This window comes from Capsulimonas corticalis, assembly GCF_003574315.2.
Taxonomy (GTDB): domain Bacteria; phylum Armatimonadota; class Armatimonadia; order Armatimonadales; family Capsulimonadaceae; genus Capsulimonas; species Capsulimonas corticalis.
Map to the genome: position 1 here is coordinate 5,136,938 of NZ_AP025739.1, position 25,608 is coordinate 5,162,545.

23 protein-coding genes are annotated in these 25,608 nt (G+C 60.1%); 15 read left to right on the forward strand and 8 right to left on the reverse strand.

The window, feature by feature from the left end; translation table 11 throughout:
- Positions 1 to 54: 54 nt before the first annotated feature.
- The 6 genes from panD to D5261_RS22005 all read left to right on the forward strand — a co-directional run bounded on the left by panD (position 55) and on the right by D5261_RS22005 (position 5,724).
- Entirely contained in the window at positions 55 to 402 is a 348-nt protein-coding gene (gene panD / locus D5261_RS21980) for an aspartate 1-decarboxylase (RefSeq protein WP_119322221.1), read from the forward strand.
- Positions 403 to 460: 58 nt separating this feature from the next.
- Positions 461 to 826, forward strand: coding sequence for a 6-carboxytetrahydropterin synthase QueD (queD, locus tag D5261_RS21985; protein ID WP_119322020.1), 366 nt, complete (start codon positions 461 to 463; stop codon positions 824 to 826).
- 100 nt (positions 827 to 926) lie between these two features.
- Positions 927 to 1,196: a flagellar biosynthesis protein FliQ gene (gene fliQ / locus D5261_RS21990; protein ID WP_119322019.1), complete on the forward strand. Its 270-nt coding sequence runs from the start codon at positions 927 to 929 to the stop codon at positions 1,194 to 1,196.
- 11 nt (positions 1,197 to 1,207) lie between these two features.
- Entirely contained in the window at positions 1,208 to 1,999 is a 792-nt protein-coding gene (fliR, locus tag D5261_RS21995; RefSeq protein ID WP_119322018.1) for a flagellar biosynthetic protein FliR, read from the forward strand.
- Between the two features lie 15 nt (positions 2,000 to 2,014).
- Positions 2,015 to 3,088, forward strand: a complete 1,074-nt coding sequence (gene flhB, locus D5261_RS22000) for a flagellar biosynthesis protein FlhB (protein ID WP_119322017.1) — start codon at positions 2,015 to 2,017, stop codon at positions 3,086 to 3,088.
- Positions 3,089 to 3,354: 266 nt separating this feature from the next.
- Positions 3,355 to 5,724: a tetratricopeptide repeat protein gene (locus tag D5261_RS22005; RefSeq protein WP_119322016.1), complete on the forward strand. Its 2,370-nt coding sequence runs from the start codon at positions 3,355 to 3,357 to the stop codon at positions 5,722 to 5,724.
- Positions 5,725 to 5,783: 59 nt separating this feature from the next.
- On the opposite strand, the gene D5261_RS22010 is transcribed toward D5261_RS22005, so the two are convergent.
- On the reverse strand, positions 5,784 to 6,305 hold the full coding sequence (locus D5261_RS22010; protein ID WP_125206041.1) for a hypothetical protein: 522 nt from the start codon (positions 6,303 to 6,305) through the stop codon (positions 5,784 to 5,786).
- Positions 6,306 to 6,491: 186 nt separating this feature from the next.
- Here D5261_RS22010 and D5261_RS22015 point away from each other — a divergent pair, with 186 nt between their 5' ends.
- Entirely contained in the window at positions 6,492 to 6,629 is a 138-nt protein-coding gene (locus D5261_RS22015) for a hypothetical protein (protein ID WP_165864275.1), read from the forward strand.
- A gap of 8 nt (positions 6,630 to 6,637) precedes the next feature.
- Here D5261_RS22015 and D5261_RS22020 read toward each other — a convergent pair whose 3' ends face one another.
- The gene (locus D5261_RS22020; protein WP_119322013.1) at positions 6,638 to 7,411 is read right to left on the reverse strand and encodes an enoyl-ACP reductase FabI; all 774 of its coding nucleotides are present in this window, start codon (positions 7,409 to 7,411) and stop codon (positions 6,638 to 6,640) included.
- A gap of 140 nt (positions 7,412 to 7,551) precedes the next feature.
- Here D5261_RS22020 and D5261_RS22025 point away from each other — a divergent pair, with 140 nt between their 5' ends.
- From D5261_RS22025 to D5261_RS22060, 8 genes are read left to right on the forward strand one after another with little or no spacing between them, the layout of a single operon-like run.
- Positions 7,552 to 8,754, forward strand: a complete 1,203-nt coding sequence (locus tag D5261_RS22025) for a M20/M25/M40 family metallo-hydrolase (protein ID WP_119322012.1) — start codon at positions 7,552 to 7,554, stop codon at positions 8,752 to 8,754.
- 2 nt (positions 8,755 to 8,756) lie between these two features.
- The gene (locus D5261_RS22030) at positions 8,757 to 9,773 is read left to right on the forward strand and encodes a DUF3866 family protein (protein ID WP_119322011.1); all 1,017 of its coding nucleotides are present in this window, start codon (positions 8,757 to 8,759) and stop codon (positions 9,771 to 9,773) included.
- Positions 9,774 to 9,798: 25 nt separating this feature from the next.
- Positions 9,799 to 10,680 carry a hypothetical protein gene (locus D5261_RS22035; protein ID WP_119322010.1) on the forward strand — a complete coding sequence of 294 codons (882 nt, stop codon included), beginning with the start codon at positions 9,799 to 9,801 and terminating at the stop codon, positions 10,678 to 10,680.
- A gap of 26 nt (positions 10,681 to 10,706) precedes the next feature.
- The gene (locus D5261_RS22040; RefSeq protein ID WP_119322009.1) at positions 10,707 to 12,059 is read left to right on the forward strand and encodes a UDP-glucose dehydrogenase family protein; all 1,353 of its coding nucleotides are present in this window, start codon (positions 10,707 to 10,709) and stop codon (positions 12,057 to 12,059) included.
- 16 nt (positions 12,060 to 12,075) lie between these two features.
- A complete protein-coding gene (locus D5261_RS22045) occupies positions 12,076 to 13,098 on the forward strand; it encodes an SDR family NAD(P)-dependent oxidoreductase (protein ID WP_119322008.1) in 1,023 nt (340 codons plus the stop codon).
- Between the two features lie 52 nt (positions 13,099 to 13,150).
- A complete protein-coding gene (locus D5261_RS22050; RefSeq protein ID WP_119322007.1) occupies positions 13,151 to 13,702 on the forward strand; it encodes an NUDIX domain-containing protein in 552 nt (183 codons plus the stop codon).
- Between the two features lie 23 nt (positions 13,703 to 13,725).
- A complete protein-coding gene (locus D5261_RS22055) occupies positions 13,726 to 14,562 on the forward strand; it encodes a sugar phosphate isomerase/epimerase family protein (protein WP_125206040.1) in 837 nt (278 codons plus the stop codon).
- Between the two features lie 12 nt (positions 14,563 to 14,574).
- On the forward strand, positions 14,575 to 15,657 hold the full coding sequence (locus D5261_RS22060; protein ID WP_119322005.1) for an isocitrate/isopropylmalate family dehydrogenase: 1,083 nt from the start codon (positions 14,575 to 14,577) through the stop codon (positions 15,655 to 15,657).
- Positions 15,658 to 15,741: 84 nt separating this feature from the next.
- Here D5261_RS22060 and D5261_RS22065 read toward each other — a convergent pair whose 3' ends face one another.
- From D5261_RS22065 to D5261_RS22090, 6 genes are all read right to left on the reverse strand, one after another.
- Positions 15,742 to 16,890: a cysteine desulfurase family protein gene (locus tag D5261_RS22065; RefSeq protein WP_119322004.1), complete on the reverse strand. Its 1,149-nt coding sequence runs from the start codon at positions 16,888 to 16,890 to the stop codon at positions 15,742 to 15,744.
- A gap of 184 nt (positions 16,891 to 17,074) precedes the next feature.
- The gene (locus D5261_RS22070) at positions 17,075 to 20,479 is read right to left on the reverse strand and encodes a glycosyl hydrolase (protein ID WP_165864274.1); all 3,405 of its coding nucleotides are present in this window, start codon (positions 20,477 to 20,479) and stop codon (positions 17,075 to 17,077) included.
- A 185-nt stretch (positions 20,480 to 20,664) separates the two neighbouring features.
- The gene (locus D5261_RS22075) at positions 20,665 to 21,312 is read right to left on the reverse strand and encodes a 50S ribosomal protein L25 (protein ID WP_165864273.1); all 648 of its coding nucleotides are present in this window, start codon (positions 21,310 to 21,312) and stop codon (positions 20,665 to 20,667) included.
- A gap of 36 nt (positions 21,313 to 21,348) precedes the next feature.
- Positions 21,349 to 23,727, reverse strand: a complete 2,379-nt coding sequence (locus D5261_RS22080) for an O-antigen ligase family protein (protein ID WP_119322001.1) — start codon at positions 23,725 to 23,727, stop codon at positions 21,349 to 21,351.
- Positions 23,724 to 24,620, reverse strand: a complete 897-nt coding sequence (locus D5261_RS22085; RefSeq protein ID WP_119322000.1) for a glycosyltransferase family 2 protein — start codon at positions 24,618 to 24,620, stop codon at positions 23,724 to 23,726. Before D5261_RS22085 ends, D5261_RS22080 begins: the two co-directional genes overlap by 4 nt.
- Complete coding sequence (locus tag D5261_RS22090) at positions 24,617 to 25,501, reverse strand: glycosyltransferase family 2 protein (protein WP_165864272.1); 885 nt, start codon at positions 25,499 to 25,501, stop codon at positions 24,617 to 24,619. Before D5261_RS22090 ends, D5261_RS22085 begins: the two co-directional genes overlap by 4 nt.
- Positions 25,502 to 25,608 lie beyond the last annotated feature (107 nt).

Here is a 25,608-nt window from a genome sequence, read left to right on the forward strand (position 1 = left end):
GCGGAACCGGCGCAGGGGCCGGCGGCGATGCGCGGGAAAGGAAGAGTCGATGTTATGCAACTGCGCCAGCTGCTAAAGAGCAAAATCCACCGGGCGACCGTCACCGAGGCGGACCTGTCTTATATCGGATCCATCACGATCGATTCGCTGCTTTTGGAGGCCGTCGATCTGTGGACGGGAGAACTGGTGCACGTTTGGAATGTGACCAACGGCGAGCGTTTTACGACTTATGCGCTTGCGGGCGAGCCAGGCTCCGGCATCATTCGGATCAATGGGGCGGGGGCGCATAAGGCGCGCGTCGGCGATGTCGTGATCGTCGCGTCGTTCCTCCTCTCCGATGAACCCGTCGTTCCCAAGGCGATCCTCGTGGACGAGGATAATCGCTTTGTCAAAAATTTGTAAGGTTTTCCGAGTAAGATTTTAAGAGTTGGCGAGTCCATCAGGAATTTGTGACCCCGTTATGTTTGAGATACGAGTAGAAAAAACCATCGCCTGCGCGCATCGCTTGTTCGACTACAATGGTCCCTGCGAAGAGCTGCACGGGCACAATTATCGAATCGAAGTGGCTTACGCCGGTACCGAACTGGACCGGTTCGGCATGCTGATCGACTTTACGGACGTCAAGCGCGTTTTCAATGGCGTGCTGGAGACTCTGGACCATAAATATTTGAACGATCTGCCGGCCTTCAAAGACCTCTCGCCGTCGGCGGAGAACATCGCCAAGCATGTCTATGATGAGCTGAAGCGCGAGACGTTCGAGCGTGGAACGCTGGTGAGCGTTTCCGTGTGGGAGACGCCCACGCAGGTAGCCGTCTATCGCGAATAGCGAATTCCCCCTGTCAGAGAAGCCGTCCGGACATTGTCCGGGCGGCTTTTTTGTTTCCCGTCCCGGTAAAAGTATGGTAGAAATGGGATGGGGGTAAGGGATGGATATCGCTCAGGTTCTCGATTTGGCTCGTAGCGCCATTGTGGTGGTGCTGCAATTGACGGCGCCGATTCTCGTGCTGACTCTTGTGGTCGGCGTGCTGGTCAGCTTGTTTCAGGCCGTCACGCAAATTCAGGAACAGACGCTCTCGTTTGTCCCGAAGATCGTGATCATGATCGGCTGTATCGTCGTTCTTGGCCCGTGGATGCTTCAGTCCGTGGTCGGCTTTACGACGCGGATGTTCAGCAGTCTGCCCACCGTGATCCATTAAAACCCAATCTCATGTTCGATAACCTTACGGCGATCTCCGCCGGCGAATTTTGGCAGTTCTTGCAGGTCTTTGCGCGGGTCACGTCGCTGTTTGTCACCGCCCCGGTGTTCGGCAATCGCGAGGTGCCGAGCCAGGTCAAAATCGCGCTGTCCGCCGTGATTTCATTTACGGTGCTGCCGGTCGTCCAGTCGACTCTGGACAAGCAGGTTCCCGCCGATCTTTACAGTACGGTCAGTAATTTGCTGATACAGATCGCGATCGGCCTGCTGATCGGTCTGGTCGTCTCATTTCTCTTTGTCGCTGTACGCGTGGCGGGGAGCATCATCGATTACCAGATGGGCTTCACCCAGGCGTCCACGTTCAATCCGCAGTTCAATGAGACCGTTTCGCCGATCTCGAACTTCCAGTACCAGTATTCCCTGGTCCTGTATTTGCTGGGAAATGGGCACTGGCTGATGCTGGCGGCGCTGGTGCACTCCTTTGTCCGTCTGCCGGCGGCGCAGATGATCTTCAATGAGAACTCGCGCCTGGTGATGACGGATCTGATGTTTCAGTTCCTCGTGGCCGGCGTGCAGATCGCCGCGCCCAGCGCCGCCGTTCTGCTGATCACGGATATCGCGTTCGCGCTGCTGAACCGGGCGATGCCGCAGATGCAGGTGTTTTACGTGGGCGCTCCCGTCAAAATCCTGGTCGGCTTGACCGTTGTGATCGCCGTCATTCCCCTGTTCACGCTGGTCGTCGGCCATCTCGTGATCAGCTCGCCGGATGACATCTTTACCGCGCTGCGCGCGTTTCATCACTGACACTGAGGATCCGTCATGCCGGAAGGCGAAGAAAAATCATTTGCGGCGTCGCCGCGCAAACGCGAGGAAGCGCGCAAGCAGGGGCAGGTCGCGAAGTCTCCCGATCTCTCCACGGCCGCCGTGCTGCTGGCGCTGGTCAGCGTCATGCACGTGGCGCTGCCGGGTGTCGCCGGCCAGTCGCTGATCTCCAATATCCAATCGGCGTTTTTGTTCAATCCTCATGACGCCGAGTTTAACTTCAACACGGTGCACATCTGGCAGATGCGGGCGCTGCTCTGGACAGGGCGCATCGTTGTGCCCGCGCTGCTGATCGCCACGGTGCTGGGCGTGGTGGCGAACGTCGGCCAGGTTGGATTTGCCGTAACGCCGGAAGCGATGGCGCCGAAGTGGGATCGGGTCAATCCGATCAACGGCTTGAAGCGCCTGTTCTCCGCGCGTGGCTTTGTGGAGCTGGCCAAGGGGATCGCCAAAATGGCGATCGTCGCCGGCATCTGTTACTCCGTCATTCGCGACGCCCTGGCGGACGGCACGATCATCAAGCTGATGGGCGTCTCTCTCCCCGTCACCATGAGCGCGGTCGGCGCCATTCTCTGGACGATCGGTATCCGCGTTTCCGTCTGGCTGTTCCTGCTGGCCGCCGCCGACTACGCCTATCAAAAATACGACCTCGAGAAGAATCTCAAGATGACCCTCACGGAAGTGAAGGATGAGATGAAACAAAGCGAGGGCGATCCGCAGATGAAGGCGAAGGTCCGGAAGATGCAGCGGGAAATGGCGGGCAAGCGCATGATGAAAGATGTGCCGACCGCCGACGTGGTGGTGACGAACCCCACGCACTTCGCCGTCGCGTTGAAGTACGACGAGGCGTCCGGCGCCCCGATCGTCGTCGCCAAGGGGCAGGACTTGATCGCCCAGAAGATCAAAGAGATCGCGCGTGAAAACCGGGTTCCGATCGTCGAAAACAAGCTTCTCGCCAGGCGTCTCCACAAAGTCGTCGAGATCGGCCAGCAAATCCCGGGCGATATGTACGAGGCCGTCGCCCAGGTCCTGGCGTTTGTCTACCGAACCTATGGCCGCCGCCGGCGCTAACCCTCACCCGTAAACGCTTGCTTCCGCGGACGCCCGGGCATCCTGACCTCCAAGCTCCCAAATTGGGGGCAGGAGGCAGGCGTTTAATGAAAATCAGTCACCTTCCACATGCCTCGCGAAGAAGGAAACCATTCGTTTCGTCGCGAACATAGCTATTGAGCGAGCGCTTCCCCGTTCGACCACTGGCGGCGCTCGACTTCTGTCGTGTCGTCTTTCCATTTTTCGTCTAGAAGTTTACGTTCGTTTTGAATATAGGATGATTCGTGATGATATGCTCATATTGCGGCGCACGAACGAATCCCGGCGCCGTCGTCTGCAATAACTGCGGGGTAATCCTGCGGGCGGGCGACACAGAAAAGCGTTTGCCAAAACCCGCAGTCAAGCGCGGCTCCTTGGTTCGTATTGCGGCAATCGCTGTCGCGGCGATTGCCGGCGCGATTGTCGGAAAGCTAATGATCGGCGTCTTGCTCCATGTGCCGCCGGCCGCTGGAACAGCGATCGGCGCGGTGATGGGCGCGGCCCTGGTGTACGTGGTGAGCGGCGCCAAGTTCTTGTACTACTCCAACCTCTATCGGACACGGCACGCCTTTTTGCAGTCTCGTATTCGTAATGTCTTGTCCTCCTCGGAGCAGAAATACGAGAAGGTCTTGGAGAAGAACGCCACCGCCGAGGCGCGTTTGAGCCTGGCGGTGGCGCACTTGCTGCAAGACGAGGTCGAAAAAAGCGTTCAGGAGTTCCAGCGCGCCCAGAAGATGGGCGCCAAGGAGCCTCCGTTCTTCAACAACGCCGGCGTGGCGCTCGCACGGCGCGGCAGCATTCCGCAGTCCGTGGAGATGTTCCAGCGCGCCTCCAGTCTGAACGGCCACCACGGCGAGCCGCACGCGAACCTTGCTCACGCGATCGTGCAGTCGGCGGAGGCGGTCGATGAACTCAATACGGAGCGCGCGCTCGCGGAAGTTCAATGTACGGTGGAGATTGACGGCGACAAGCCCATCTACCATGACTGGAAAGGGCTGATCCTGTGCCGCGCGAAAAAATACGATCTGGCGATCGACGAGTTTAACAAAGCGATCAATTGCCCGGGATACACGAAGTTTACTCGCGCTGACGCGCACAACAATATCGCCGTGGCTCTCTTCATGAAGGGCGATATTCGCGGCGCCATGACGGAAGTCCAGTCCGCCTTGCGGCTTGATCCCAGCCACGGCCGCGCGCTGTCCAACCTCGGTGTTTTGACGCTGCTGCAAGGCAACGCCGCGACGGGCTTGGAGACTCTTCAGGCCGCGCGCAAGCTCGATCCTAAGAGCGCGCCGGTGCGCAACAATCTTGGCTACGGCATGTGCCGGGTCGGCGCCGTCAACGAGGGAATCCGGGAGTTCCGTGAGGGGATCCTGCTCGATCCGGGGATCTTCGAGCCTTACTACAATCTTGGTAAGATCTACATCGACGCCGATGTTTTGGAGGTCGCCGAGCGGAACCTGGTTCGCGCCATGCAGCTCAACAGCCAATCGTGGGAGACGCTGGTGGCGATGGCGTTGATCCGTCTGCATCAGGAACAGATGGACGCGGCTCTGGAACTGCTGACGGACGCCAATAACATCTCGAAGAAGCAGCCGTTAACGCTGGCGACGATGGGTATCTGCCATACGCGTCTTGGAAATTACAAGCTGGCCGCGCGTCTGCTTCTGGAGGCTTCGGAGCTCGACCCCGGCAATTCCGAGTTCCACGCGCATCTGGGCTGGCTTTATATCCATGAGGACAGCATCACGGTCGCGGGCGAGCGCTTTAGCGAAGCCATCTCCATCGATTCGAAGATCCCGGAGTATCACAATAATATCGGACTTTGTCAGATCAGCAACGGCGCTTACGACGCAGCTCTGACCAGCTTCCGCAAGTGCGAATCGCTGAATCCGGACTTTACCAAGACGCATTACCACCTCGGATATGTGTTTGCGCTCCAGAAGAATTTGGATCTGGCCGTCAAGGAATGGGAACAAACGGTGCGGGTAGAAGGGGCGTTCGCGGACGGGCACGTAAACCTGGGCGTCGCCTACTATCAAAAGGAAAACTACGATAAGGCGGGGGTGGAGTTCCGGCGCGTCATCGGTCTGCGGCAGGACCGCATGGAGGACTTCTCCAACCTGGCGCTGGCGCTATCCAAACAAGGGATCTCGATCCGAAAGGCGAGCCGCACCAAAGACGACGCCAAGTGGAAAGAATCCGTGGAGCGGCATAAGCAGGCGCTCGATATGTTCGACCGCGCTCTGGCGCTCGACCCGAAAAACGTCATGCTGCACTCCAACCGGGGACTTTCCTGCTTCTTTGCGAACCGCCCGGAGGACGCCATGCAGGAGTGGGCCATCGTCAGCAAGATCGACCCGAACTACGCCCGAAAGCGCGAAAAGAAACAGCAGAGCGAGTTTGACGACTCCGCTGTCGGTTTTGTATCGCTCAATCTTCTGGACCGTGTGGCGACCATCAAGCCGCGCACTGCGGATTACGTTTATCAGCTCTCGCCCGGCTACGATACGGACAGTTGGGACCTGATGATCGACGACGCCGCGATGAAGGATATTCCTGAACTCAATCGGCAGTCGCGCCAGCTGGAGCGTAGCCTTCAGGCATTGACACTGTAAGAGAACCTGAAAAAAGCCCCGTCTCATCATTGAGACGGGGCTTTTTTTGTGGCCGGCGATCAGCGCGAGCTCATATGCCGAAAGTCTTGATTGCCGCCGTCATTTCGACTGTCCTGGCGGGAGCGGCTCTGGTAGCCGCCAGTCTGATAATCGCCGCTTCGATCGCGGGAATTGCCGCTGCTCCATCCCTCCGGGCAGCTGCGATTGTTCGTATTATTGTAATTGTAACGATTGTCGTTACGATCGTAATCGCTGTCCTGGTTGTTTTGACGATCCCGGTTATATTGGTCGTCATAGGAATAATTCCCGCTGTCATCGCGATGATAGCGTCCACGCCAGTTGCGCTCATTTTCCTTCTTGCGCGCATCGTCAGACTGCTTCGCGGCGACGGCCGCGCCAGCGCCCAGCACCAGCGCCGCGGTTGTCTTATGATTGACCAGCGCGTAGACTGCGGCCGCGCCGAGAGCGATGGCCGTATTTTTGCTGCCTTCGGCGCTCGCCTGCGCCGCAATCGGCGAGCCCAGGCCCGCGATTGAGATCAGGGCCGCGCCCGCCGCCCACATTCGCATACTCTTCATCATCTTCTTCCACCTTCCACCGGACTGCTGAATAATGTACATATTCGACTATGTGTCCTCTGGAAATGTTCCGGCTCTGGTCCTAACGAAAATAGGACCTTGCCGCGCGCTCCATGGGACTTTCGCCTCATGTGTGATCCCTCTGATTTTGATATCATCAGACCAGCAAAAAACACGGAGGCGGACGCAATGGATATCTGGAATTCGGTGCAGTGGGATGTTTTGTTTGGGTATGCGGCGCACGATTGTTCGTGCATGATCCTGGCGGCCAGCGCGCTGATGATGGCGCTGGCCGTTTGGGGGAGACTTGTCTGGAAACGTGGTTAACCGAAGGGTTAGCCCAGAATGTGCAGGCCGTTGTCGACGTAGATCACTTCGCCGGTGATGCCGCGCGACCAATCGGAGGCGAGGAACGCCGAGGTGTCGCCGACATCGCTGATGCTCGTGTTGCGGCGCAGGGGCGCGCGCTCGGGAACATCGTTATACATTCCGGAGAACCCGCTGATGCCGCGCGCCGAAAGGGTCATGGTGGGGCCGGCGCTGATTGCGTTGACCCGAATGCCCTGCGGGCCGAGGTCGCTGGCGAGGTAGCGCACGGACGCTTCCAGGGCCGCCTTGGCGACGCCCATCACATTGTAGTTCGGGATGACGCGCTCGGCGCCGAGATAGGTGAGGGTCATGATCGATCCGCCGTTCGCCATCAGCGGTTCGGCCGCCTTGGCCGCCGCCGTGAGCGTGTACGCGGAGATCTCCAGCGCCTTCAAAAATCCATCGCGGCTGGTGTCCAGAAAACGGCCGTCCAGGTCCGCTTTGTTGGCGAACGCCGCGCCGTGGATGACGAAGTCCAGCTGCCCGAACTCCCGGGCCAGCGTCTCGTGCAGCGCCGCGACCTGCGCCTCGTCGGTCAAGTCACAGCCCTGAATGACGGTCTTGTCGCCGCCCGGAAGGGTGGGGGCCATCTTCCGGACATCCTTCTCCTCACGCTCGCCCAGGAACGTCAGCGCCAGTTGCGCGCCCTCGCGCGCCAGGCTCTGGGCGCATCCCCAGCAAAGCGAGCGCTCGTTGCGCACTCCGTAGATGAGGCCTTTTTTGCCATCGAGAATTCCCATTGATGCATCGCTCCTTTCGGGCTTCCGCCCGCCCGGTGAGTTTATTCCAAAAAGCCGGCATGTGTCAAGGCGGGGTGAGCAAATGCAAGCGTCGGGGATAAGCCACGCCGTGCGTTTTGACATGCGAAGGAAAACCCGTCATGCTCGTCGAACACTGGCCGCAGACTGTCACCCCAGGAGCGCAAGTTTTTATGGCCATCACCGCGCGTACGATCAATCAGGATCGCCTCGTCAACCTCTTCCTGGATCTCGCCCGCCAGAATACGCCGCCGCGCGCGGAAAAGGCGGCGAGCGACATTGCGTTTCGACTGCTGGAAACCCTCGGCTTCACCTGTGAATATGACGACGCCGGCGAGAAGGTCGGCGGCAATGTCGGCAATTTGATCGCCTTCAAAAAAGGAACGGTGGAGGGAGCGCCTCCCATCTTCTTCTCCGCGCACTTCGACACTGTGGAGCCGACGCCGGGTTTGGAGCCCATCATCGAAGGCGACATTATCCGCTCGGACGGCAAGACGATTGTCGGCGCCGACGATATCGGCGGCCTCGCGCCCATTATTGAGGCGATGGCGGTTCTGCACGAGGAGCAGATCCCGCATGGCGATATTCAGCTGCTGCTGACGATCTGCGAGGAGATCGGCCTCGTCGGCGCCAAGCACCTCGATCCACGGCGAATTCAGGCGAAGTACGGCTTTGTGCTGGACGCCGGGCCGCCGGTTGGATCGTTTATCTACCATGCGCCGACGCAGGATATCTTTGAGGTTTGGATCCATGGGCGCGCGGCGCACGCCGGGGCGCAGCCGGAGGACGGGATCTCCGCGCTCCATGTCGCCGCGAAGGCGGTCGCGCGCATGAAGATCGGGCGCGTCGATCATGAGACGACGGCCAACGTCGGCATTATCCACAGCGGCACGGCGACAAATATCATTCCTTTCGAATGCTATTTGAAGTGCGAGACGCGCTCGCGCACCTCCCGCAAAGTCGATGAGCAGCGCGATTTGATGATCGCCATTTTCCAAGAAGAAGCGGAAGCGGCCGGGGCCACGGTGACCGTCAAGGTTGACCGTGCCTACAACGGCTATGAGCTCGCCATGGACGCGCCGGTGCTGCTGATTGGACAGGAAGCGACGGAAAGTATCGGCATGGAGCACCTGCTGCGCGTCACCGGCGGCGGCGCGGATGCGAATATCTTCAACGCCAATGGATTCCCAACCACGGTGCTTGGATGCGGCATGACGAATATCCACCGTCACGACGAGTATATTCACATCTCGGACATGGTGAAGAGCGCGCAGCTGGTTCTGGCGATCACGGAAACGGCCGCGCGCTGGTCTGAGAAGGACTGAGTATGCTCGCCCAGACGAGAGGCCAGGTCGCGGAAGTCAGCGATCTGGACTCCGACGCTCAGGATTTGATTGTCCTCGCCGCCGGCTCGCGGCGGCGCGCCGTGAACTATCGCACTCTGACGGGCGACGCCGGGATCGGAGATGAAGTCCTGCTCAACATCACGGGAGTGGCGCTCAAGCTCGGCACCGGCGGCGTCGATTTCGTAATGGCGAATCTGTCCCGAACGCCGGAGTTTGCCGGGGGGAACGACGGCCATATCATCAAAGCCCGATATCTGCCCTGCCAGCACAGCGTTCTGACGCTTGAAGAGCAAGCTCGGTATGCAGACATTTGGGAGCGTGGTCTGGACGAGTTTCCCGTTCTCGTGGGCCAGCTTCACTCACAGGTGATCCCGACGGCGTGCGGCCTGCTGGAGCAGGGTAAGCGGCGCATCGCTTATGTGATGACCGACGCCGCCGCGCTGCCGCTCGCATTCAGCAAAACGATCCGGGCAGCGCGCGCGCAAGGCGTTATCGCGACGACAATCACATGCGGCCAGGCGTTTGGCGGCGATTATGAAACGGTTACGCCGCACTCCGCGCTGCTGGCGGCGAAACACATCGCGGACGCGGACGCCGTCATCGTCTGTCAGGGACCGGGAAATGCGGGCACGGGCACGCGTTACGGCTTTAGCGGCGTCGAGCAGGCGGGAATTCTGGACATCGCCGCGCGTCTCGGCGGAACGCCAATCGCCATCGCGCGCATGTCCGCCGGCGATGCGCGCCCGCGTCATCAGGGCGTCAGCCACCATACGCGGACAACGTTAGACCTGACCTACGCTCGCTGTGTCGTTCCCATTCCCATCGGCCATGATGGAGCCGGGATTCCCGATCGTCACAACGTCAAATACGTGGAAGGCTACGACGCAGCGCTGGCCCGGCTGCGCGCGACAGGGATCTCGGTCACGACGATGGGCCGCGATCTGGATCAAGACCCGCTCTTTTTCGCCGCCGCCGCCTGCGCGGGGCTGGCGGCGTAACGACGCGATCAAAGGCAATTTTACGATGCTGACGATCTTCACAATACCCAAGGCGTTTCGAGGCCATAACGGCGTCATCCAGCGCAACGCCATCAAAAGCTGGACTCTCTTAAATTCGCCTTGTGAAATTATTCTGCTCGGCGACGATCCGGGCACGGCGGAAATCGCCGCCGAGCTTGGCCTGAAGCATATCCCCGACATCGCTCGTAACGAATTCGGCACGCCGCTGATTAGCGACATGTTCGCACAGGCGGAACGGATTGCGAGCTATCCGCTGATGTGTTACATCAACGCGGATATTATTCTGCTTGACGATTTCCTCACGACGACCGAATTTGTTATGAGGCGCTGTCGCAAGTTTCTCCTGGTCGGCCGCCGACGCGACCTGGATATTACCGAGCCGATCGATTTCGCCAATCCCAATTGGAAAGCCGATCTTCGAAAGTGGGCGCATGACGAAGGCAAGCTTTATAGCGTCGCCGGAGTGGACCACTTTATTTTTCCAAAAGGATTGTTCGGAGAGATCCCGCCGTTCGCCATTGGACGCACGGTTTGGGACAACTGGTTGATGTTTCAGGCGCGTAATCGCGGCGGCCATCTGGTCGACGCCACGCAAACCATGACCGTGGTCCATCAAAATCACGATTATTCCCATGTCTCCGCCAAAGCCGGCGACGCCTGGAACGGGCTTGAAGCGCAGCGAAATCGGGAGATGGCGGGAAGCCACCTGCATGTATTTACGCTGGATGACGCCACATTGGTAGTCCTTCCTCACGATTCAGGAATGCGCCTGCGCCGAATTTTCACCAAGCTCCACATTGCCCGAATCCGTGTGCTTCACCCCAATCTCGCCGGACTATTTCGATTTGCCCACGTCATTCTTCGGCCCTTCCGGCGTGTCGCTTAGCCCTAAGACAATGAGGTCGTCATTTCATGCAAACCAGTGAAGCGCTTCGTCCATTCCAAACCGTGTCGGTCATCGGCCTCGGTAAGCTCGGAATCCCCATCGCGGCGTGTTACGCGGAACGGGGATACAACGTGATCGGCGTCGACGTCAATCCACACAATGTTGACTGCGTGAGTCGAGGCGTCTCGCCGATCTACGAGCCAGGGCTCGCCGAAATGCTCGCGGCGAACCATGACCGCATACAGGCGACCCAGGACACGGAGCAGGCTGTTTTGGACTCGCAGGCGACGTTTATCATCGTGCCAACCCCCAGCCAGGAAGACGGATCCTTCTCAATACAGTATGTGATTGATGCATGCGAGCATATTGGAGTCGCGCTGAGAACCAAAAACGGTTATCATCTCGTTGTCATTACGAGCACGGTGCTTCCAGGAGCGACGGATGGGGAGATCCGTATGGTTCTGGAAAAGACCTCCGGTAAACGCTGTGGCCGCGATTTCGGCTTATGCTATAGCCCTGAATTTATCGCTCTCGGAAGCGTCATTCGCGACTTGCTCTATCCGGATTTCTTATTGGCCGGCGAGTCGGACTCCGAGGCGGGACGATTGCTGACGGCGTTCTACGAAAGCATCTGCGACCGTCGCCCTCCCATTGCGCGAATGAGCAACGTGAACGCGGAGCTTGCGAAGATCTCCGTCAATTCGTTTGTCACCGCGAAGATCGCGTTCGCCAATATGCTAGCGCGTATTTGCGAGGAGCTGCCCGGCGCCGATGTCGATGTTGTCACGAACGCCATCGGGATGGACAGTCGAATCGGCCGCAAATATTTGAAGGGATCGATTGCGTACGGCGGTCCATGTTTCCCGAGAGACAATCAAGCATTATCGTCGGTCGCTCGTCAGCTAGGCGCGCCGGCGTATCTCTCGGAGGCAACGGATGCGGCGAACCAGCATGAGACGCTGCAACTCGCGCGTCGCGTCAAAGAATACCTGCCTCTGGGCGGATCCGTTGGTATTTTGGGCCTTTCCTACAAGCCGGACACGGACGTTGTTCAGGAAGCGCCAGGGTTATTGCTGGCGAAAGCGCTGAATGATGAGGGAGTGCGGACCGTGGTCTACGATCCAGCGGCCATGGAGAACGCGCGCGCTGTTCTGGGGGAAGCCACGATCTTCGCCCCCACATCGGCGGAGTGTATCGATCAAAGCGATGTTGTGGTAGTGACAACGCCGTGGGCCGAGTTTCAGAAGCTGGACGCGCTCGTGTGGGCTCGGGAGGGCCGAAAACGCGTCGTGATCGACTGCTGGCGAATTCTGAACCGAGACGATTATCACTCGATTGTCGACTATATCCCCCTCGGCGAATATATTGTCTCGAAATAGCAAAACGGGAGTGTCTATGAGCGCGAATTGGAACGATCGTCGTGTGTTGGTGACAGGCGGAGCCGCCTTTATCGGGTCGAATTTGACGGACGCGCTCTTGAAGCGAGGCGCGCAAGTTCGTATCGTCGACAACCTCAGCAGCGGAACGCTGGAAAACATCCAAGAGCATTTGGACGCCGGACGCGTTGAGTTTATCGAAGGAGATCTGCTGGATCCCGAGGTGACGCGCCGGGCCGTGGAGGGGATGCAAGTGGTGTTTCATCTGGCGGCGGACCACGGAGGTCGCGGCTACGTGGATCTTCATCAAGTTGAGTGCTCCACTAACTTGATTCTGGATTCGCTTGTCTTCAAAACTTGCTACGAGCAAAAGGTGGAGAAGGTTGTCTTTGCGTCTTCTGGCTGCGTTTACCCCAATTTCAAGCAGACGGATCCCGGCGAAATCGTTTATCTGACGGAGGACGCCGTTGGCCCGCCTTACGACGCCGACCACATATACGGCTGGGCAAAGCTGATGGGCGAGCTGACGCTCGAAGCGTATTGCAAACAGTATGGAATGAAGTCCGCAAGCTGCCGATTCTTCACGGTCTACGGCCCGCGCGGCGTGGAGAACCACGCGGTCATCGCTATGATCGCGCGGGCGTTTTTGGAGCAAAATCCCTTTGAAGTCTGGGGTACCGGAGAGCAAATCCGTAATTGGACCTATATCGATGACATTGTCGAGGGGACCATTCTCGCGGCGGAGAAGATCGATGACGCGCGCGCGGTCAATTTGGGCACCATGGAGCGCATTCAGGTCATGGAAGCCGTCAAGGAAGTGCTGCGCTACACAAACCGGAGTCTTGAGATCGCCACGCAGCCGCATATGCCGACAGGACCGATGAACCGTGTCGCGGACAACAGTCTCGCCAAGTCTCTGCTGGGCTGGGAACCGCAGGTCAAGTTCTTCGACGGTTTGCATCGGACGATCGATTGGTACTTCAAAAACAAGAAACGTGAGGAAGTTCAGGCCATCTTTGCCCGAATGCTGACCGAGCGGTAGACGTGTCCTGGTATGATAGAGAAGAAATAACGCAGCAGACGGGAAAAATCTTATGTCACAAGACCTGACCGAGAAGGTTACAAGCACTAAGCGTATTTATGACGGCAAGATCATCAACTTGCGCGTCGACTCCGTTTTGCTGCCTAACGGCAATATGAGCCAGCGTGAGATTGTCGAGCACAAGGGCGCGATCGCCGTCGTGCCGATGCTGGATCGGGACACCGTGATCCTGGTTCGGCAGTTTCGCAGCGCGACCGGGGGAACCCTTCTGGAGATCCCGGCGGGGTCGCTCAACGAAGATGAAGAGATCGATGTCTGCGCGCACCGGGAGCTTGCGGAGGAGATCAACTTCAAGGCGGGCCATCTGGACAAGCTCTTTTCGATGTATGTGGCGCCGGGATACTCTACGGAGATGATCCACGTCTACATCGCATACGGTTTGGAGCCGACGGCGGGAGAAACGGATGAGGACGAGTTTTTGGATATCGTCAAGATCCCGTTCGCCGAGGCGTTGCACAAGATCCATACCGGCGAAATTCAGGACGCCAAAAGCATCAGCGGATTGCTGCAAGTAGAGCGTCTGCTTCCGAATCTGGAATTTTAGGACGGAAATTTTAGGAGAAGATCGTGAAGTTAGGGATCAGTATGTGGAGTTATGTTGCCGCGTGGAAAACCGGCAACTTCGATATTCCGGCGTTTATCCATGAATGCAAGCGTCTGGGCGTGGACGGCGTCGAGCTGCTCGACTTCTTCTGGAAGGACCGCGCGGCGGAGACGCCCGCTGTCACAGAGGCGCTGCGTGAAACGGGACTTATCGTGGGCGTTTACTCCGTCTCCAATGAGTTCGTGAACCCGGACGAAGCGGCGCGTTTGGCCCAGGTTGAAGTGATCAAGCGCGGCGTCGACTCGGCTCTGGAATTCGGCGCCAAAACGGTGCGAGTCTTTGCGGGAAATCAAAAAGAAGGCGTTGATTTCGCGCTGGCGCTTGGCTGGATCATCGACGGTTTGAGCGCCGCCGCCGAATACGCTTACGCGAACGGCGTGACGCTTGCGCTGGAGAATCACGGCAAGCTGGCGGGGCGCGCCGATCAAGTCGAGACGATCTTGAAGGCGGTCGCAAGCCCCGCGCTGAAGGCGAACCCGGATACGGGAAACTTCCTGCTGGTGCATGAAGCGCCGCACGACGCCGTCGAGAAATTGGCGACACGGGCCGGGATGGTTCACTTTAAAGATTTTCACCTTGTACCCGACAGCTATGAGGGATTTGCGTATACTTCCTTGGAAGGCCTCAAGTTTGTCGGCAAGCCGCTCGGTGAGGGAGATGTCGATTTGGCCGACTGCATTGTCTCGCTGAAGCAGGCGGGCTTTGACGGTTGGGTCAACATCGAATATGACGCCGAGATCGATCCGCTGGAAGGCGTGGCGCGCTCGGTGCAATTTGCAAATGGCCTGATGGGCCGGTAGTTGGGAGTAGATATGGCGGAACACACGATTGTTGTCCTGGACGGTGACCAAACCGGCCAGGAGCTGTTACTGGAGGGCCTGCGTGTCCTCGAACCTTCCGTGATCCGCATGGATCTCGCATTTGAGCACTACGATTTGACGCTGGAGAATCGGCGCGCGACCAAAAATCAGGTCGTGCACGATGCGGCGGCGGCGATGAAGAAGTATGGCTTCGGCATCAAGGCGGCGACGATCACTCCGGATATCGCCGGCGATGTCGGTTCGCCGAATGCGATTTTGCGCGAAGAGATCGATGGCACGGTCATCGTCCGCACCGGCCGGCGTCTGCCGGGCGTCATGACCGTCGGCGGCGTCTCCGCCCCGATGTCCGTGGTGCGCATGGCCGTGGACGACGCCTACGGCGCGAAGGAGTGGCGCGAGGGGACCGGGTACGACGAGATCGCCTACCGCACCGAACACATCAACCGCGGCACCTGCCGAATGGTGGCCGAGTTCGCGTTCCGGCACGCGCAAAAGATGAATGCTAAGGTCTTCGGCGGCCCGAAATACACGGTGTCTCCTGTGTACGAAGGGATGTTCAAGGAAGAGATGGACGCCGCGTCGAAGAAATTCGGCTCCGTCCGCTACGAGCCGCAGCTCATCGACGCCACCTATGCGCTGCTGCTTGCCCGCGCCTCCGAGCCGCTTGTCATCCCCGCGCTTAATCGCGACGGCGACTGTCTGAGCGACCTGGTGCTGGCGTTCTACGGCTCTATCGCCGGCTCCGAATCGATCCTGCTGTCGTTTGACGAGAACTTTGAACCTAAGGTCGTCATGTCCGAGGCGCCCCATGGCACCGCGCCGGCTCTGCAAGGCAAGAACATCGCGAACCCGCTGGCGATGATCCTCGCGGGCGCATCGCTCCTGTCCTTCCTGAAGAGCCCGGCCGCCACCCGCGCATCCCGCGCGGTCTACGAAGCGGCGTTTGAGGCGATCAACGACGGCGTTCGCACCGCGGATCTGCTCGGCCACGCCACGACCACGGAATTCACGGACAACGTGATCCATCGGGTACGGAACAAGGTTGAAGTTTGGGAGGCGATGGGGCAGAGCTAATCTCGTCCTGCATCTCGATAAAAGCAATGGCCGTCGGTTAAAAACCGCCGGCCATTTTTCGTCGTTATTTTGTTGCGTTCACCTTCACACCCGCGTCAGGCGGGTGATTAAGCGCGTCAGGATCTCCACCGTTTCCCGTATCTCCTCGTCAGTTGTTTCTCGTCCCAGCGTCAGGCGAAGCGCCGCGCCGCGCGCTTCCGAGGCCGCGCCAATCGCTGTCAGGACGTGGCTGGGCTCAATGCTTCCCGCCGTGCAGGCCGATCCCGACGACGCCGCGACGCCTGTGAGGTCCAGACTGACAAGAAGGGATTCGGCGTCGATGTCGGGGAATGAGAAATGGACATTTCCTGGAAGGCGCTGGGCCTGATGCCCGTTGAGCGCTGCGCCAGGAATGCGCTCACGGATCATTCCGATCAGCAGATCACGCTGACGCTCCATTTGCTTCGCCGTCGTCTCGCGCTCGATGAGCATCAGACGCACGGCTTCTCCGAAACCGGCAATCGCCGCGACATTTTCGGTTCCCGCCCGTCGCTCCCGCTCCTGGCCGCCGCCATGGAGGAGGGGCTCGATGGGGATCCCATCTCGGACGTACAGCGCGCCGACGCCCTTGGGGCCATAAATCTTATGGGCGGAGACGGTGAGCAGGTCAACGCCAAGTTCGTGGACATTGAGCGGGTAGACGCCGTACGTCTGGACGGCGTCGGAGTGGAAGTACGTGTTGTGGCCGCGCAGCGCGCCGCCGATCTCCGCGATCGGCTGCACCGTACCGATCTCATTGTTTGCGTGCATGACGGAGACAAGCGTGGTCGTCGTTCTGATCGCTTCTAAGACCTGGCTTGCGGTGACCAATCCCTGGGCGTCTGGGGCGAGATATGTCGCTTCGAAACCGATCGTTTCTAAGAACCGCGCCGTGTGCAGCACCGCCTCATGTTCGATCTGAGTGGTGACAAAATGCTCGCCCCGCCGCCGATTCGCCAGTGTTACACCGAACAGCGCGGCGTTATCGGCCTCCGTTCCGCCACTGTTAAAGTTTATCTCAGAAAACTGTGCGCCGATAGACTCCGCGACAACCGCGCGGGCTTCATCGAGCGCCCGTTTCGCCCGCTGGCCTTCCGAATGCAGGCTGCTGGGATTGCCGAATCCGTCGCGCCCCAGAAAGGGCTCCATGGCTGCTTTCACTTCCGGGCGAATGGGGGTTGTGGCGGCGTGATCGAGATAAATTCGAGACTGCATGCGGATATTGTACCCGTCAAGAAGCCCTCACCCGGCCCTTCGGGCCACCCTCTCCCAAAGGTATGGGCGAGGGTTAAGATTTGGATCTGTGATCCAAAAGATCTTATGACTTAAACGCTAACTCCCTCTGACTCCCCCTTTCCCAAAATTGGGAGAGGGGGCTGAGAGGAGAGGGCCTTCACACTTACCTCAGCTCCGCCGTTCGTGTCGGATACAGCGTCACCGGCCCAATCAAACCCGACTCTTGGAGCGGTGAGTCTTTCCCCCAAAGACGCCACGTCGTGAATGTCTGCCGGCCGGTCGGGCTGGGCTGGTTCGCGGCGAGCCATGCGGGATACTCTTTCAATGTGCCGTCGCCGTTGCGGCTGCTATCCTCGGGAAGCTGCTCGTCGCCAATCATCCGGTTGATCCAGAGGTTCGTCACCTTGACAGTAATCTCGTTATCTCCAACTTTCAGGGCGCTCGTGACATCGATCCGATAGGGCGCTTTCCAGAGAATGCCGAGGTCCTGGCCATTGATGAAAACCTGTGTGATCGCTTTGACCTTGCCCAGGTCGAGCATGACGGGCGTCGTCGGATCGATCAAGGATGCGGGGACGGTGAAGTTTTTGGTGTAGGCGGCCGTGCCGGAGAAGTATTTCACAGCGTTGTCGGATGACAGGCTCCAGGATTGCAGGGCGTCGAACTCGACCGTCTTATCATCGGACCTTATGGGGGCGCTGAGCGGCGTTCCGCCGGATTTGGCTGGGAACCGCGCCTGCCAGGGACCGCCCAGGCTAATCGGCTCAGCCGCCGGCGGGATCTTCGCGATAAGAGTTTTCCCGGATGCGGTTGTGGCGACGTATCGGCCGGGCGCCCAGGCTTCGAGCGTCAGCTTTCCGTCGGCGTCGGCGTGGAGGTCGGCAATGCGGCTCTGAGGGAAGTCGGCGTCCACGCTAAGCTGAATTGTGTCCGGGTCCTGCCCCATGGCGGTCAGTGTCGCCTTGCCGTCGGTGTACTGGATCGTCACGGTCTTGACGACGCCGAACGCGGGATCGTCGCCATTTGCGAGGTCCGCAACCTGAAAGACGCGCGCGCCGCTGTCCAGGAGCGTCTGCACTTTGGCGCGGACATCGCGGGTCCGCGCGGCGTCCCCCGGAGGGCCATAGGTGGCCGAGAACACCTTAAGATGGTTCACATCGCTCGGGCTGGAGGTGATCGGAGTTCCGTCGCGCGTGATGGAGACGATGGGATCTGTCTTTTTCGATGCAGGGCGGAACACGATGAACCGCGATTCCGAGGCGTCGAAGTGCAGCGGCAGTGTCGTGACGCCGTTGTGATCCGTGTATATGGCGGCGAGTTCGGTTTTGCCCGTCTCCGGCGACCAGATCTCCGGGCGCTTGCCGGTGACACGGAAGGAATACGTTCCGTTCAGCGTCATGGGACTGAGATTGGCGACGAAGTAAGCCTCGATCCCGTTGGGGAGCGTTCGATGGATGTACTCGACATCCGCCTTCACGCCCGGGCTTGCCGCGAAGTCTGCCGGAATACCACTCGCATCCAGGTACTCTTCTGCTGTCTGACCCCAGACGACGCGCCCCTTGCCGACCGAACGTCGTCCAGGGACCGTGCTTTCGGCGCTGCCCCAGAGGCTTGCCGCGAGCGTCGCCACTTCGCCGTCGCAGACCGGGTATCCCGTCAGGCTGGGGGATTTGCGCGGTCGTGACCCGACTACCGTGGCGCCTGCCTTCACCAACTCCGCGATCTTCTTGAGCAGCGCCGGCGTCATTGTCTGTGAGTCGGGCAGGGCGAGCACCCGATAGTTCATGCCATCGGGCAGCACAATCCGTCCGTTTTTGACGGACATCCGATTGAGAACGATGTCGGCGGAGCAGCCGTCGGAGGCGTACTTTCCGGTTCCCTGCGGCGGAGAATAGCGCCGGGGCGCGCCTTCGGGCTGAAGGTAGCAGATATCGGCGGCGTAATGGCCCATGCGCAGCATCGATTGGCAGCGGCTGAGATACTCATGCCATGGCTTGGACTGGCTCCACCACGTCTCCGTGCGCTCGTAGTGCTGCCCCCAGGGTCCCATGGTCATGCCGGGGGCGCGCAGGAGAGGCTCGCTCCCCGTGGCGTTCGGGTCCGTTCCGGCCCACGGCTGCATGGCGTAGCGGTGGAAGACAAAGCGATTGACGCCGTGACAGAAGGCCCAGTCGCCTCGGAACTTGATATCGCCGGGCGCGGTTCGCCATCGCTCTTCGTCGCCGGCGGTGAACGATTCGGCGCCGACGATCGGCTTGCCGGTGACGTGCGCGGAGGACGCCATTTCCGCCGTGCTGAAGAGGCAGGCGTTGTTCGAGACCGGCCACCAAAACTCGGACATCGGCTCGTCGGCGTTCTCCGCGTACTGGATATCGTCGGTCGGCGCGCCGTCGTACGCCTCCATGGATAGCCGCAAGCCCTTGGCGTGCGCGCGGTCCCGCATCCGTCCGGCATAGTTCGCGGAAACCAGGTCCGCCACCGTGCGCCGCAGATCCCATAAAAATCTTTCCGAGACTTCCTCGCTCTCCAGTACACGGCCCGTGACGATGGGAAGATAGGGCAGCGGATCGTATCCGCGCAGACGCTGGAAGTCCTCGCGGAACTGAGGCGACCAGTTGTTGGAGCCGACCTCCCAGCTGTCGATATGCGTCGAGATGAACGATTTGCCCGCAAGCGTTCCCGTATCGCTGATAAGCTTGCCGATCAAGCCATCGAATGCGGCGTCGGTCGCCGCCACGCTCAGCTTGTCGGATTCCAGTCCCAGACCGCCCGCAGGGGCGGGGTGGTTCTCCACGCCGGTGCTGGTGTGGCCGATTCGCAGCACGGTCCACTCGCCGGCCGGCGACGTCCACGCCAATTTGCCGCCGAGGAATTTGGACGTCAAATCGATCACGCCGGCTTTAGGGATTGTCTGCTCGGATGGAACGATCGGGTAGGAGGCCGGCGCGGCGTCGAACTCCTGCCGGTCGAACGACGCCTTGCCCCGGATATCAGGGATCGTGAACCCCGCTTTGGGTGTGGGAAACGCGAGCACGGCAATGTCTTTGTAGAAGCCCTGCACGGATTCCGGCGCGGCCAGTTCGATACTGACGGAATCGCCGCCGTGTACCGCCGTTTCCGTCCACACCAGCTTCTGCATTGACAACTCAGGAGTGATCCACGGGCCGCCGCTGCCGCACCAGCCGGCGTCATTGTTCATGTTGATCTCCAGCCCGAGACGCTGCGCCTCGGACGCGGCGAACGTGAACAGTTTGCGCCACTCGGGACCGGCGAAGGTCATCGGGCCGGCGGGCGCGCCCTGGTCCACCTCCATGATCAGCACTCCGCCGATGCCGACACGCTTCATCGCCTCCAGATCCGCCGTGATTCCTTCCCGGGTGATGTTCCCGTTCAGCCAGAACCAATAAACCCACGGCCGCGCGCTCGCCGGCGGCGAGGCAAACTCGCGCGCCAGCGCATCCCCAGTATTCGCCGGCGCCGTCGCGGCGTACGATTCGACGGCGGGCATCCCGGCCAGCGCCGACAGGGCGCACCCGATGAGAACCCAATTTCTGCTTCGCGGCATCATATGCTCCCTGCTCATTTTCCAAATCAAAGAAGATGCGCTCATTCTAACTGATGCGCCGCGAGGCATCAATGGAAAATCGGCCAATCGGTTGTTCTGTGGGGAGGTGGATTGGACGGGCTTATTCCCTGGCGCAAAAAAGAAAACGGCCCGTCCCAATTTGGGACGGGCCGTTTTCCGTGATGTCGTTATTCGGAAGCGGGCGCGGCGGCGGCTGCGGCGCTTGCGGCGTCGGCCACGGTTGCGGCGGCGGCGTCCGCATCAGCTTCCGCCGACTGGGCGGTCTTGGAGTAATGCAGCGCGGCGATCGCGGTGTCGTCCGAGGTGGAGAACTCCAGGTTCGCGTTGTGCGGCAGGTCCGAGACGTGCAGGACATCGCCGAGCTTCATTTGAGAAACATCGACGTCGAGCTGTACCGGCAGGTTCTGGGGCTCCGCGTGTACGGTTATCGTTTCCAGCATCTGCTCAAGCATCGCGCCGGCGGTCAGTACTTCGCGGGGTTCGCCAATCAACTGGATCGGGACTTGCGCCGTGATCTTCTCGCCCTTTTTGACCTGATGCAGGCCGATGTGCTCGAAGTCTCGGCTGATCGAATTGCGCAATAGGTTGTCGACGACAACGGTGTGCGTCTTTGCATCACCTTCAATCGTCAAATCGATAACGGTGTTCAGGCCCGATTCCGAAAGCAGAATCTGCGAGATCGCCTTCGCGGGAACCTCAATATTGACCGGCTCAAGGCCCTTGCCGTAAATCACTCCGGGGACACGCCCCTGTCGGAGCCTCTGTTTTCGCTCGCCTTTGGACAAGCTGCCGCGCTTGGCTGCCGTAATATTCATCACTATCTCCTTGAAACGTCGCTTCATTATGCCCTATTATGCGGGTGGATTAAACACGGAAGCGATCATTGGAGTATATTTCTTGCGGCGCGAGTCGATTTCAGGCGCTTGTTCTGGAGGCGAGAGAGCGGTGATTTTGTCCAGCAGCGATCCATACAGCGTCGATAAGGAGTACTCTTTCGAGGGGCGGGAATGACCGTTCGCCGCAGCCGCCTCGATTCGTTTTGCCGCCGCGTCGTATCTTTGGAGCGCCCCCGCCGTATCGCCCGTCGATTGGTAAGCGGCCGCCACTAAAGAGTCAAACTGGACATCATAGTAGAACTGGCGTGGGTCGGCCGTGTACTCGCTCTTGCCGCCGGAGAGTTTTGCCAACGCTTCCGTCACATGCCGATAGCGCTGCGCCGTTTCTTCTTCGCGTTCCGTATCCGGCTGTCCGCCGCTCAGAGCCGCGCGCTGCGGGTTGCTTTGCCCGCCTTCCGCCGCGTACTTCTCCAGAACGGCGGCGGCGCGCTCGTAATCGGCGACGGCCGCCGCCATATCGCCATGGCTTGCGGCGTCGTCCGCCACGGCTGCGTTCGCCTGCGCGAATCGTTCTTCGGTAATATCTCCCAGCGCCCGCACCGTGCCGACCGGACCACGCTCCAGCTGCTGCATCTTTCGATAGTAATTGAGCGCGATATCGGGCGCGCTGATCGACGCGAGGTCCAGAATAAGGTCCAGCGAGTTGGGATCCTGTCTCAATCCCTCTTGATAGGCGGTGATCGCCTCACTGGTGCGGTTGGTCGCTTTGTACAGATTGCCGAGGCGGCGATAGTTCAGGTAGCTCGGCTCCAGCGCAAGCGCGTTCTTCAGAGTCGATTCGGCGAGGCTCGTGTTGTGCTGGCGTGACAAATAGACTTTATAAGCGAGGTCGCTGAGATTGCGGCCATCCCAGGGCGACCAGCTTTGCGCGGCGGCGTAGGCGGTCTCGGCGTCCCCGCCCGTCGCCAGCGCCTGCTTCGCCTGATCGCTATATACGGCGCCGACGCCGTTGGTGACGGTAAACAGGGCCAGAACACCAGCGCCAATACCGGCGAGTGCGAGCGAAAGCCGCTTTTCTGGGGCCTGGGCATTGTCCAGGCCGCTTTCTTGCTGCGCGACGCCAGCGGCGACGCCGGCGATCAGCCAGAATGTCGAACCGATGAAGAAGACGGACCAGTCGGAGTCGATCAGGTTCTGCACCATCGCGGCGACCAGCCCCGCAAGCAGCCCGGCGAGAACCAGGCGGTCGTCGCCGCGCTGGAGGGCGGCGACCAGGCGCGATGGCTTGCCATCCGAAGTCGGCGATGCGGGGCGCAGCAAAACGGCGACGACGGCGGCAATTACCGAAATCTGGATGGCGAGCAGCAGCAGGAGCGCCGGAACGCCGCACTCGTCGGCGATCTGCAAATATCCATTGTGCGCAAGGCGCGTAAATCCGGTCAGCGCGTATTTCGGATAATCATAGACATAGGTGCCGACGCCGGTCCCGAAGATCGGGTTTGCGGCCGCCATATGCAGGGAGCCCTTCCAGGTCCAGACGCGGAACGCGCCGGAATTCTGCTGTGGGTGCATCAGACGCCCGATCACCGGTTTCGCGAGGACGCCCACCACGAGCAGCGCCAGAACGGACGCGATTATCGCGCCTCCCCTGCCTTTCGAGGCGACGGCGGCGGGCGACGCGGCGGCCGTGTATTTCTTCTGACGGTACGCGAAGTATCCAAGTACGCAAAACGAGAGCGCCAGCGACACCAGCGCAAACCGCGACTGCGTGGTCAGCACCGTCGCCAGCTCCAGCACGGCGACCAGGCCCAGGAGCACCGGCAGACGGTTTTCCGTCGGCGCGGAGAAGACAAGCGCCGCCGTTATCGGCAGCATCATCGCCATATAGGCCGCCAGGTAGTCCGGCGTGGACATTCCAAAAACGCGCCAGGAGGATTCGCCGTCGCGCAAGTGGATGGCGTATTCCTGGACGCCGATGGCGGCGGCGATGGCGGCGCCGCCCAGCAAGGCCAGCATCAGGGCGTATCGGCTGTCGCGATGGCGCGCGGAAACAAACCACGCCGTGAGAAACAACGCGAGGTCGGTGGCGACGATGCTGCCGCCGCGCAGCATGGGGGCGAGGAACGCGGTGGAGCTGTGCTGCCTGACGATGCGCGCCACGATGGAGATCAGCGCCCAGACCATCAAAGCGGCCGTCGCCCCGCGCGCGCGCCGAAGCGACGCCGGCGTTCCCAGCGCGCTTGACTGGCGCCACGCGCTCAGCACGGCGAGCAGCCCCGCGAGCGCGGCGGCGGCGCCAAAGAACGACGACCAGAGCGGCTCGTCGGGACGAGCGGAAAGCAGGGGCGCGAGAAAGGCGACCAGGGAGAGCAAAACGACGATCGCCTGAGTCATGATCCGCTCTCCCGATGATTCTTCTGATACCGCTTTTCATTGGAGCGGCGCCGCGCAATGCGGACGGCGCCGCGCAGCCACAGCCCCGAATAAACGACCGAGCGTCGCACCGGCCCGCCATCGGGATGGTGTTTCAAATCGTACTCGTACCAGGAGCGATGGAACTCCACGATCATCTTCTCGGCGTTATTGTCGCTCGAACGCCCGATAATATGCGTCACCACGGCCTGCGGGGCGTACACGACCTCAAAGCCGTCTTCCCAGGTGCGGCGGCAGATATCGACATCTTCGCAATACATGTAGAAACGTTCGTCCAGCGCCCCGATCCGGTCGATCAGCGTGCGCCGGATCATCATCGCGCATCCGGAAATCCAGTCCACGCTCTGGTCGCGGTCATGGCTGATGTCCCACATCAGATATTCGGCGGCGTACTTGTTTTGCGGCGCGATCTTGCCCAAAAACGTGTTGCGAAAGAACCCGGCCATCAGCGAAGGGAAGCGGCGGCAAGAGAACTGGAGCGTGCCGTCGGCGTTCAGCACGCGTGGGCCGATAATGCCCGCCTGCGGATGCGCGTCGGCGTACGACACCAGCGTATCGATCGCGCCCTCGTGCGCGAAGGCGTCGGAGTTCAGCAGAAATACATAGCGGCTTTGCGATGCGGCGATCGCCTGATTGTTCGCCTTCGAAAACCCGACGTTCTCGGTGTTCGCGATCAGCTTTACGTCGGGGAATTCGGACCGGACCATCTCCGCCGAGCCGTCGGTGCTCGCGTTATCGACGACCCAGACTTCGTAATTCGATTTCGGCTTGGGGTCTGCGTAGAGTGATTGAAGACAGACGCGCAGATCCTTTTGCGCGTTCCAGTTGACGATAATGACGGCGATATCTGTCATGTTGTTGCGGTCGGCGCCGTGGCTGGCTCCGACATAACCCTTTTTAATAATCGGTTCTCGTTCCAGCGAACGGCGAACGTGATGGCGCTGTAAAGCAGAGCCGGAGTCGTGCTTCGATAATGCTTCTCATAGAAACGCAGCAGTGATTGGTGGGACTCACGAATCATACGCGGTTTCACCTGCCGCGTGCTCCCGCCGCCATAATGCGTGAGCGTGGCCGGCGTGTAGTAGATCTTCCAGCCGTGCGTGCGCTTCGCCCGGTAACACCAGTCTACCTCATTGAAGAAGATCGGGAACTGTTCGTCGAGCAGCCCGACTTGATCGAGCGCTTTGCGCGGGATCAGCAGGAACGTCCCCATCGGCTGATCCGCCTCGCCTGGCTTGTCATAATCGAAGTACGTCATGCGGTACGCGGCAAAGACTTTGCTTTTGGGAAACAGCTTGGAGAACTTCAAATATTCCCACAGAACGGGGAGGGGATCGGGGAAACTGCGCAGGGACGATTGGGTGGAGCCGTCGGGCGACAGCAGGCGGCATCCCACCGCGCCGGCGTCGGGATGTTCTTGAAGAAAAGCGACCGTCTGAGTAAGGGTGTCCGAATGGAGAACAACGTCGGGGTTCAGCAAGAGAACGGCGTCGCCGGTCGCGGCGCGCAGCGCCTGATTGTTGCCTTCCGCATACCCTTTATTGTCGGCGTTGGCGATCAGGTTTACTTCGGGGAATTCGGCGCGGACCATCTCCGCCGAACCGTCCGTGCTGGCGTTATCGGCGACGATAATTTCGAGCGCGGCGTTGCCGGGCGGAAACTCCCGCAGCGAAGCAAGACATTCCTTCAGATAGCGGCAGGTGTTCCAATTGACGATGCAGACGGACAGCAGCACCAGTTACTCCACAGTCTCTCATAGACCGCAAGCCGCCGCGTCGCCGCCATGGTAGCAGGCAAGCAGGCGTGCTTCTGAGGGAGTATTCGTGCGCGAGAGGGGGATTT

Bases quoted from the DNA above. Each gene is read 5' to 3' on its own strand.
- panD (WP_119322221.1), top strand. From the start codon at position 55: ATGCAACTGCGCCAGCTGCTAAAGAGCAAAATCCACCGGGCGACCGTC.
- D5261_RS22075 (WP_165864273.1), bottom strand. From the start codon at position 21,312: ATGAATATTACGGCAGCCAAGCGCGGCAGCTTGTCCAAAGGCGAGCGA.
- D5261_RS22045 (WP_119322008.1), top strand. From the start codon at position 12,076: ATGAGCGCGAATTGGAACGATCGTCGTGTGTTGGTGACAGGCGGAGCC.
- queD (WP_119322020.1), top strand. From the start codon at position 461: ATGTTTGAGATACGAGTAGAAAAAACCATCGCCTGCGCGCATCGCTTG.
- D5261_RS22025 (WP_119322012.1), top strand. From the start codon at position 7,552: ATGCTCGTCGAACACTGGCCGCAGACTGTCACCCCAGGAGCGCAAGTT.
- D5261_RS22020 (WP_119322013.1), bottom strand. From the start codon at position 7,411: ATGGGAATTCTCGATGGCAAAAAAGGCCTCATCTACGGAGTGCGCAAC.
- D5261_RS22080 (WP_119322001.1), bottom strand. From the start codon at position 23,727: ATGACTCAGGCGATCGTCGTTTTGCTCTCCCTGGTCGCCTTTCTCGCG.
- fliQ (WP_119322019.1), top strand. From the start codon at position 927: ATGGATATCGCTCAGGTTCTCGATTTGGCTCGTAGCGCCATTGTGGTG.
- D5261_RS22005 (WP_119322016.1), top strand. From the start codon at position 3,355: ATGATATGCTCATATTGCGGCGCACGAACGAATCCCGGCGCCGTCGTC.
- flhB (WP_119322017.1), top strand. From the start codon at position 2,015: ATGCCGGAAGGCGAAGAAAAATCATTTGCGGCGTCGCCGCGCAAACGC.
- D5261_RS22060 (WP_119322005.1), top strand. From the start codon at position 14,575: ATGGCGGAACACACGATTGTTGTCCTGGACGGTGACCAAACCGGCCAG.
- D5261_RS22015 (WP_165864275.1), top strand. From the start codon at position 6,492: ATGGATATCTGGAATTCGGTGCAGTGGGATGTTTTGTTTGGGTATGCG.
- D5261_RS22085 (WP_119322000.1), bottom strand. From the start codon at position 24,620: ATGACAGATATCGCCGTCATTATCGTCAACTGGAACGCGCAAAAGGAT.
- D5261_RS22030 (WP_119322011.1), top strand. From the start codon at position 8,757: ATGCTCGCCCAGACGAGAGGCCAGGTCGCGGAAGTCAGCGATCTGGAC.
- fliR (WP_119322018.1), top strand. From the start codon at position 1,208: ATGTTCGATAACCTTACGGCGATCTCCGCCGGCGAATTTTGGCAGTTC.
- D5261_RS22010 (WP_125206041.1), bottom strand. From the start codon at position 6,305: ATGATGAAGAGTATGCGAATGTGGGCGGCGGGCGCGGCCCTGATCTCA.
- D5261_RS22050 (WP_119322007.1), top strand. From the start codon at position 13,151: ATGTCACAAGACCTGACCGAGAAGGTTACAAGCACTAAGCGTATTTAT.
- D5261_RS22070 (WP_165864274.1), bottom strand. From the start codon at position 20,479: ATGATGCCGCGAAGCAGAAATTGGGTTCTCATCGGGTGCGCCCTGTCG.
- D5261_RS22035 (WP_119322010.1), top strand. From the start codon at position 9,799: ATGCTGACGATCTTCACAATACCCAAGGCGTTTCGAGGCCATAACGGC.
- D5261_RS22065 (WP_119322004.1), bottom strand. From the start codon at position 16,890: ATGCAGTCTCGAATTTATCTCGATCACGCCGCCACAACCCCCATTCGC.
- D5261_RS22040 (WP_119322009.1), top strand. From the start codon at position 10,707: ATGCAAACCAGTGAAGCGCTTCGTCCATTCCAAACCGTGTCGGTCATC.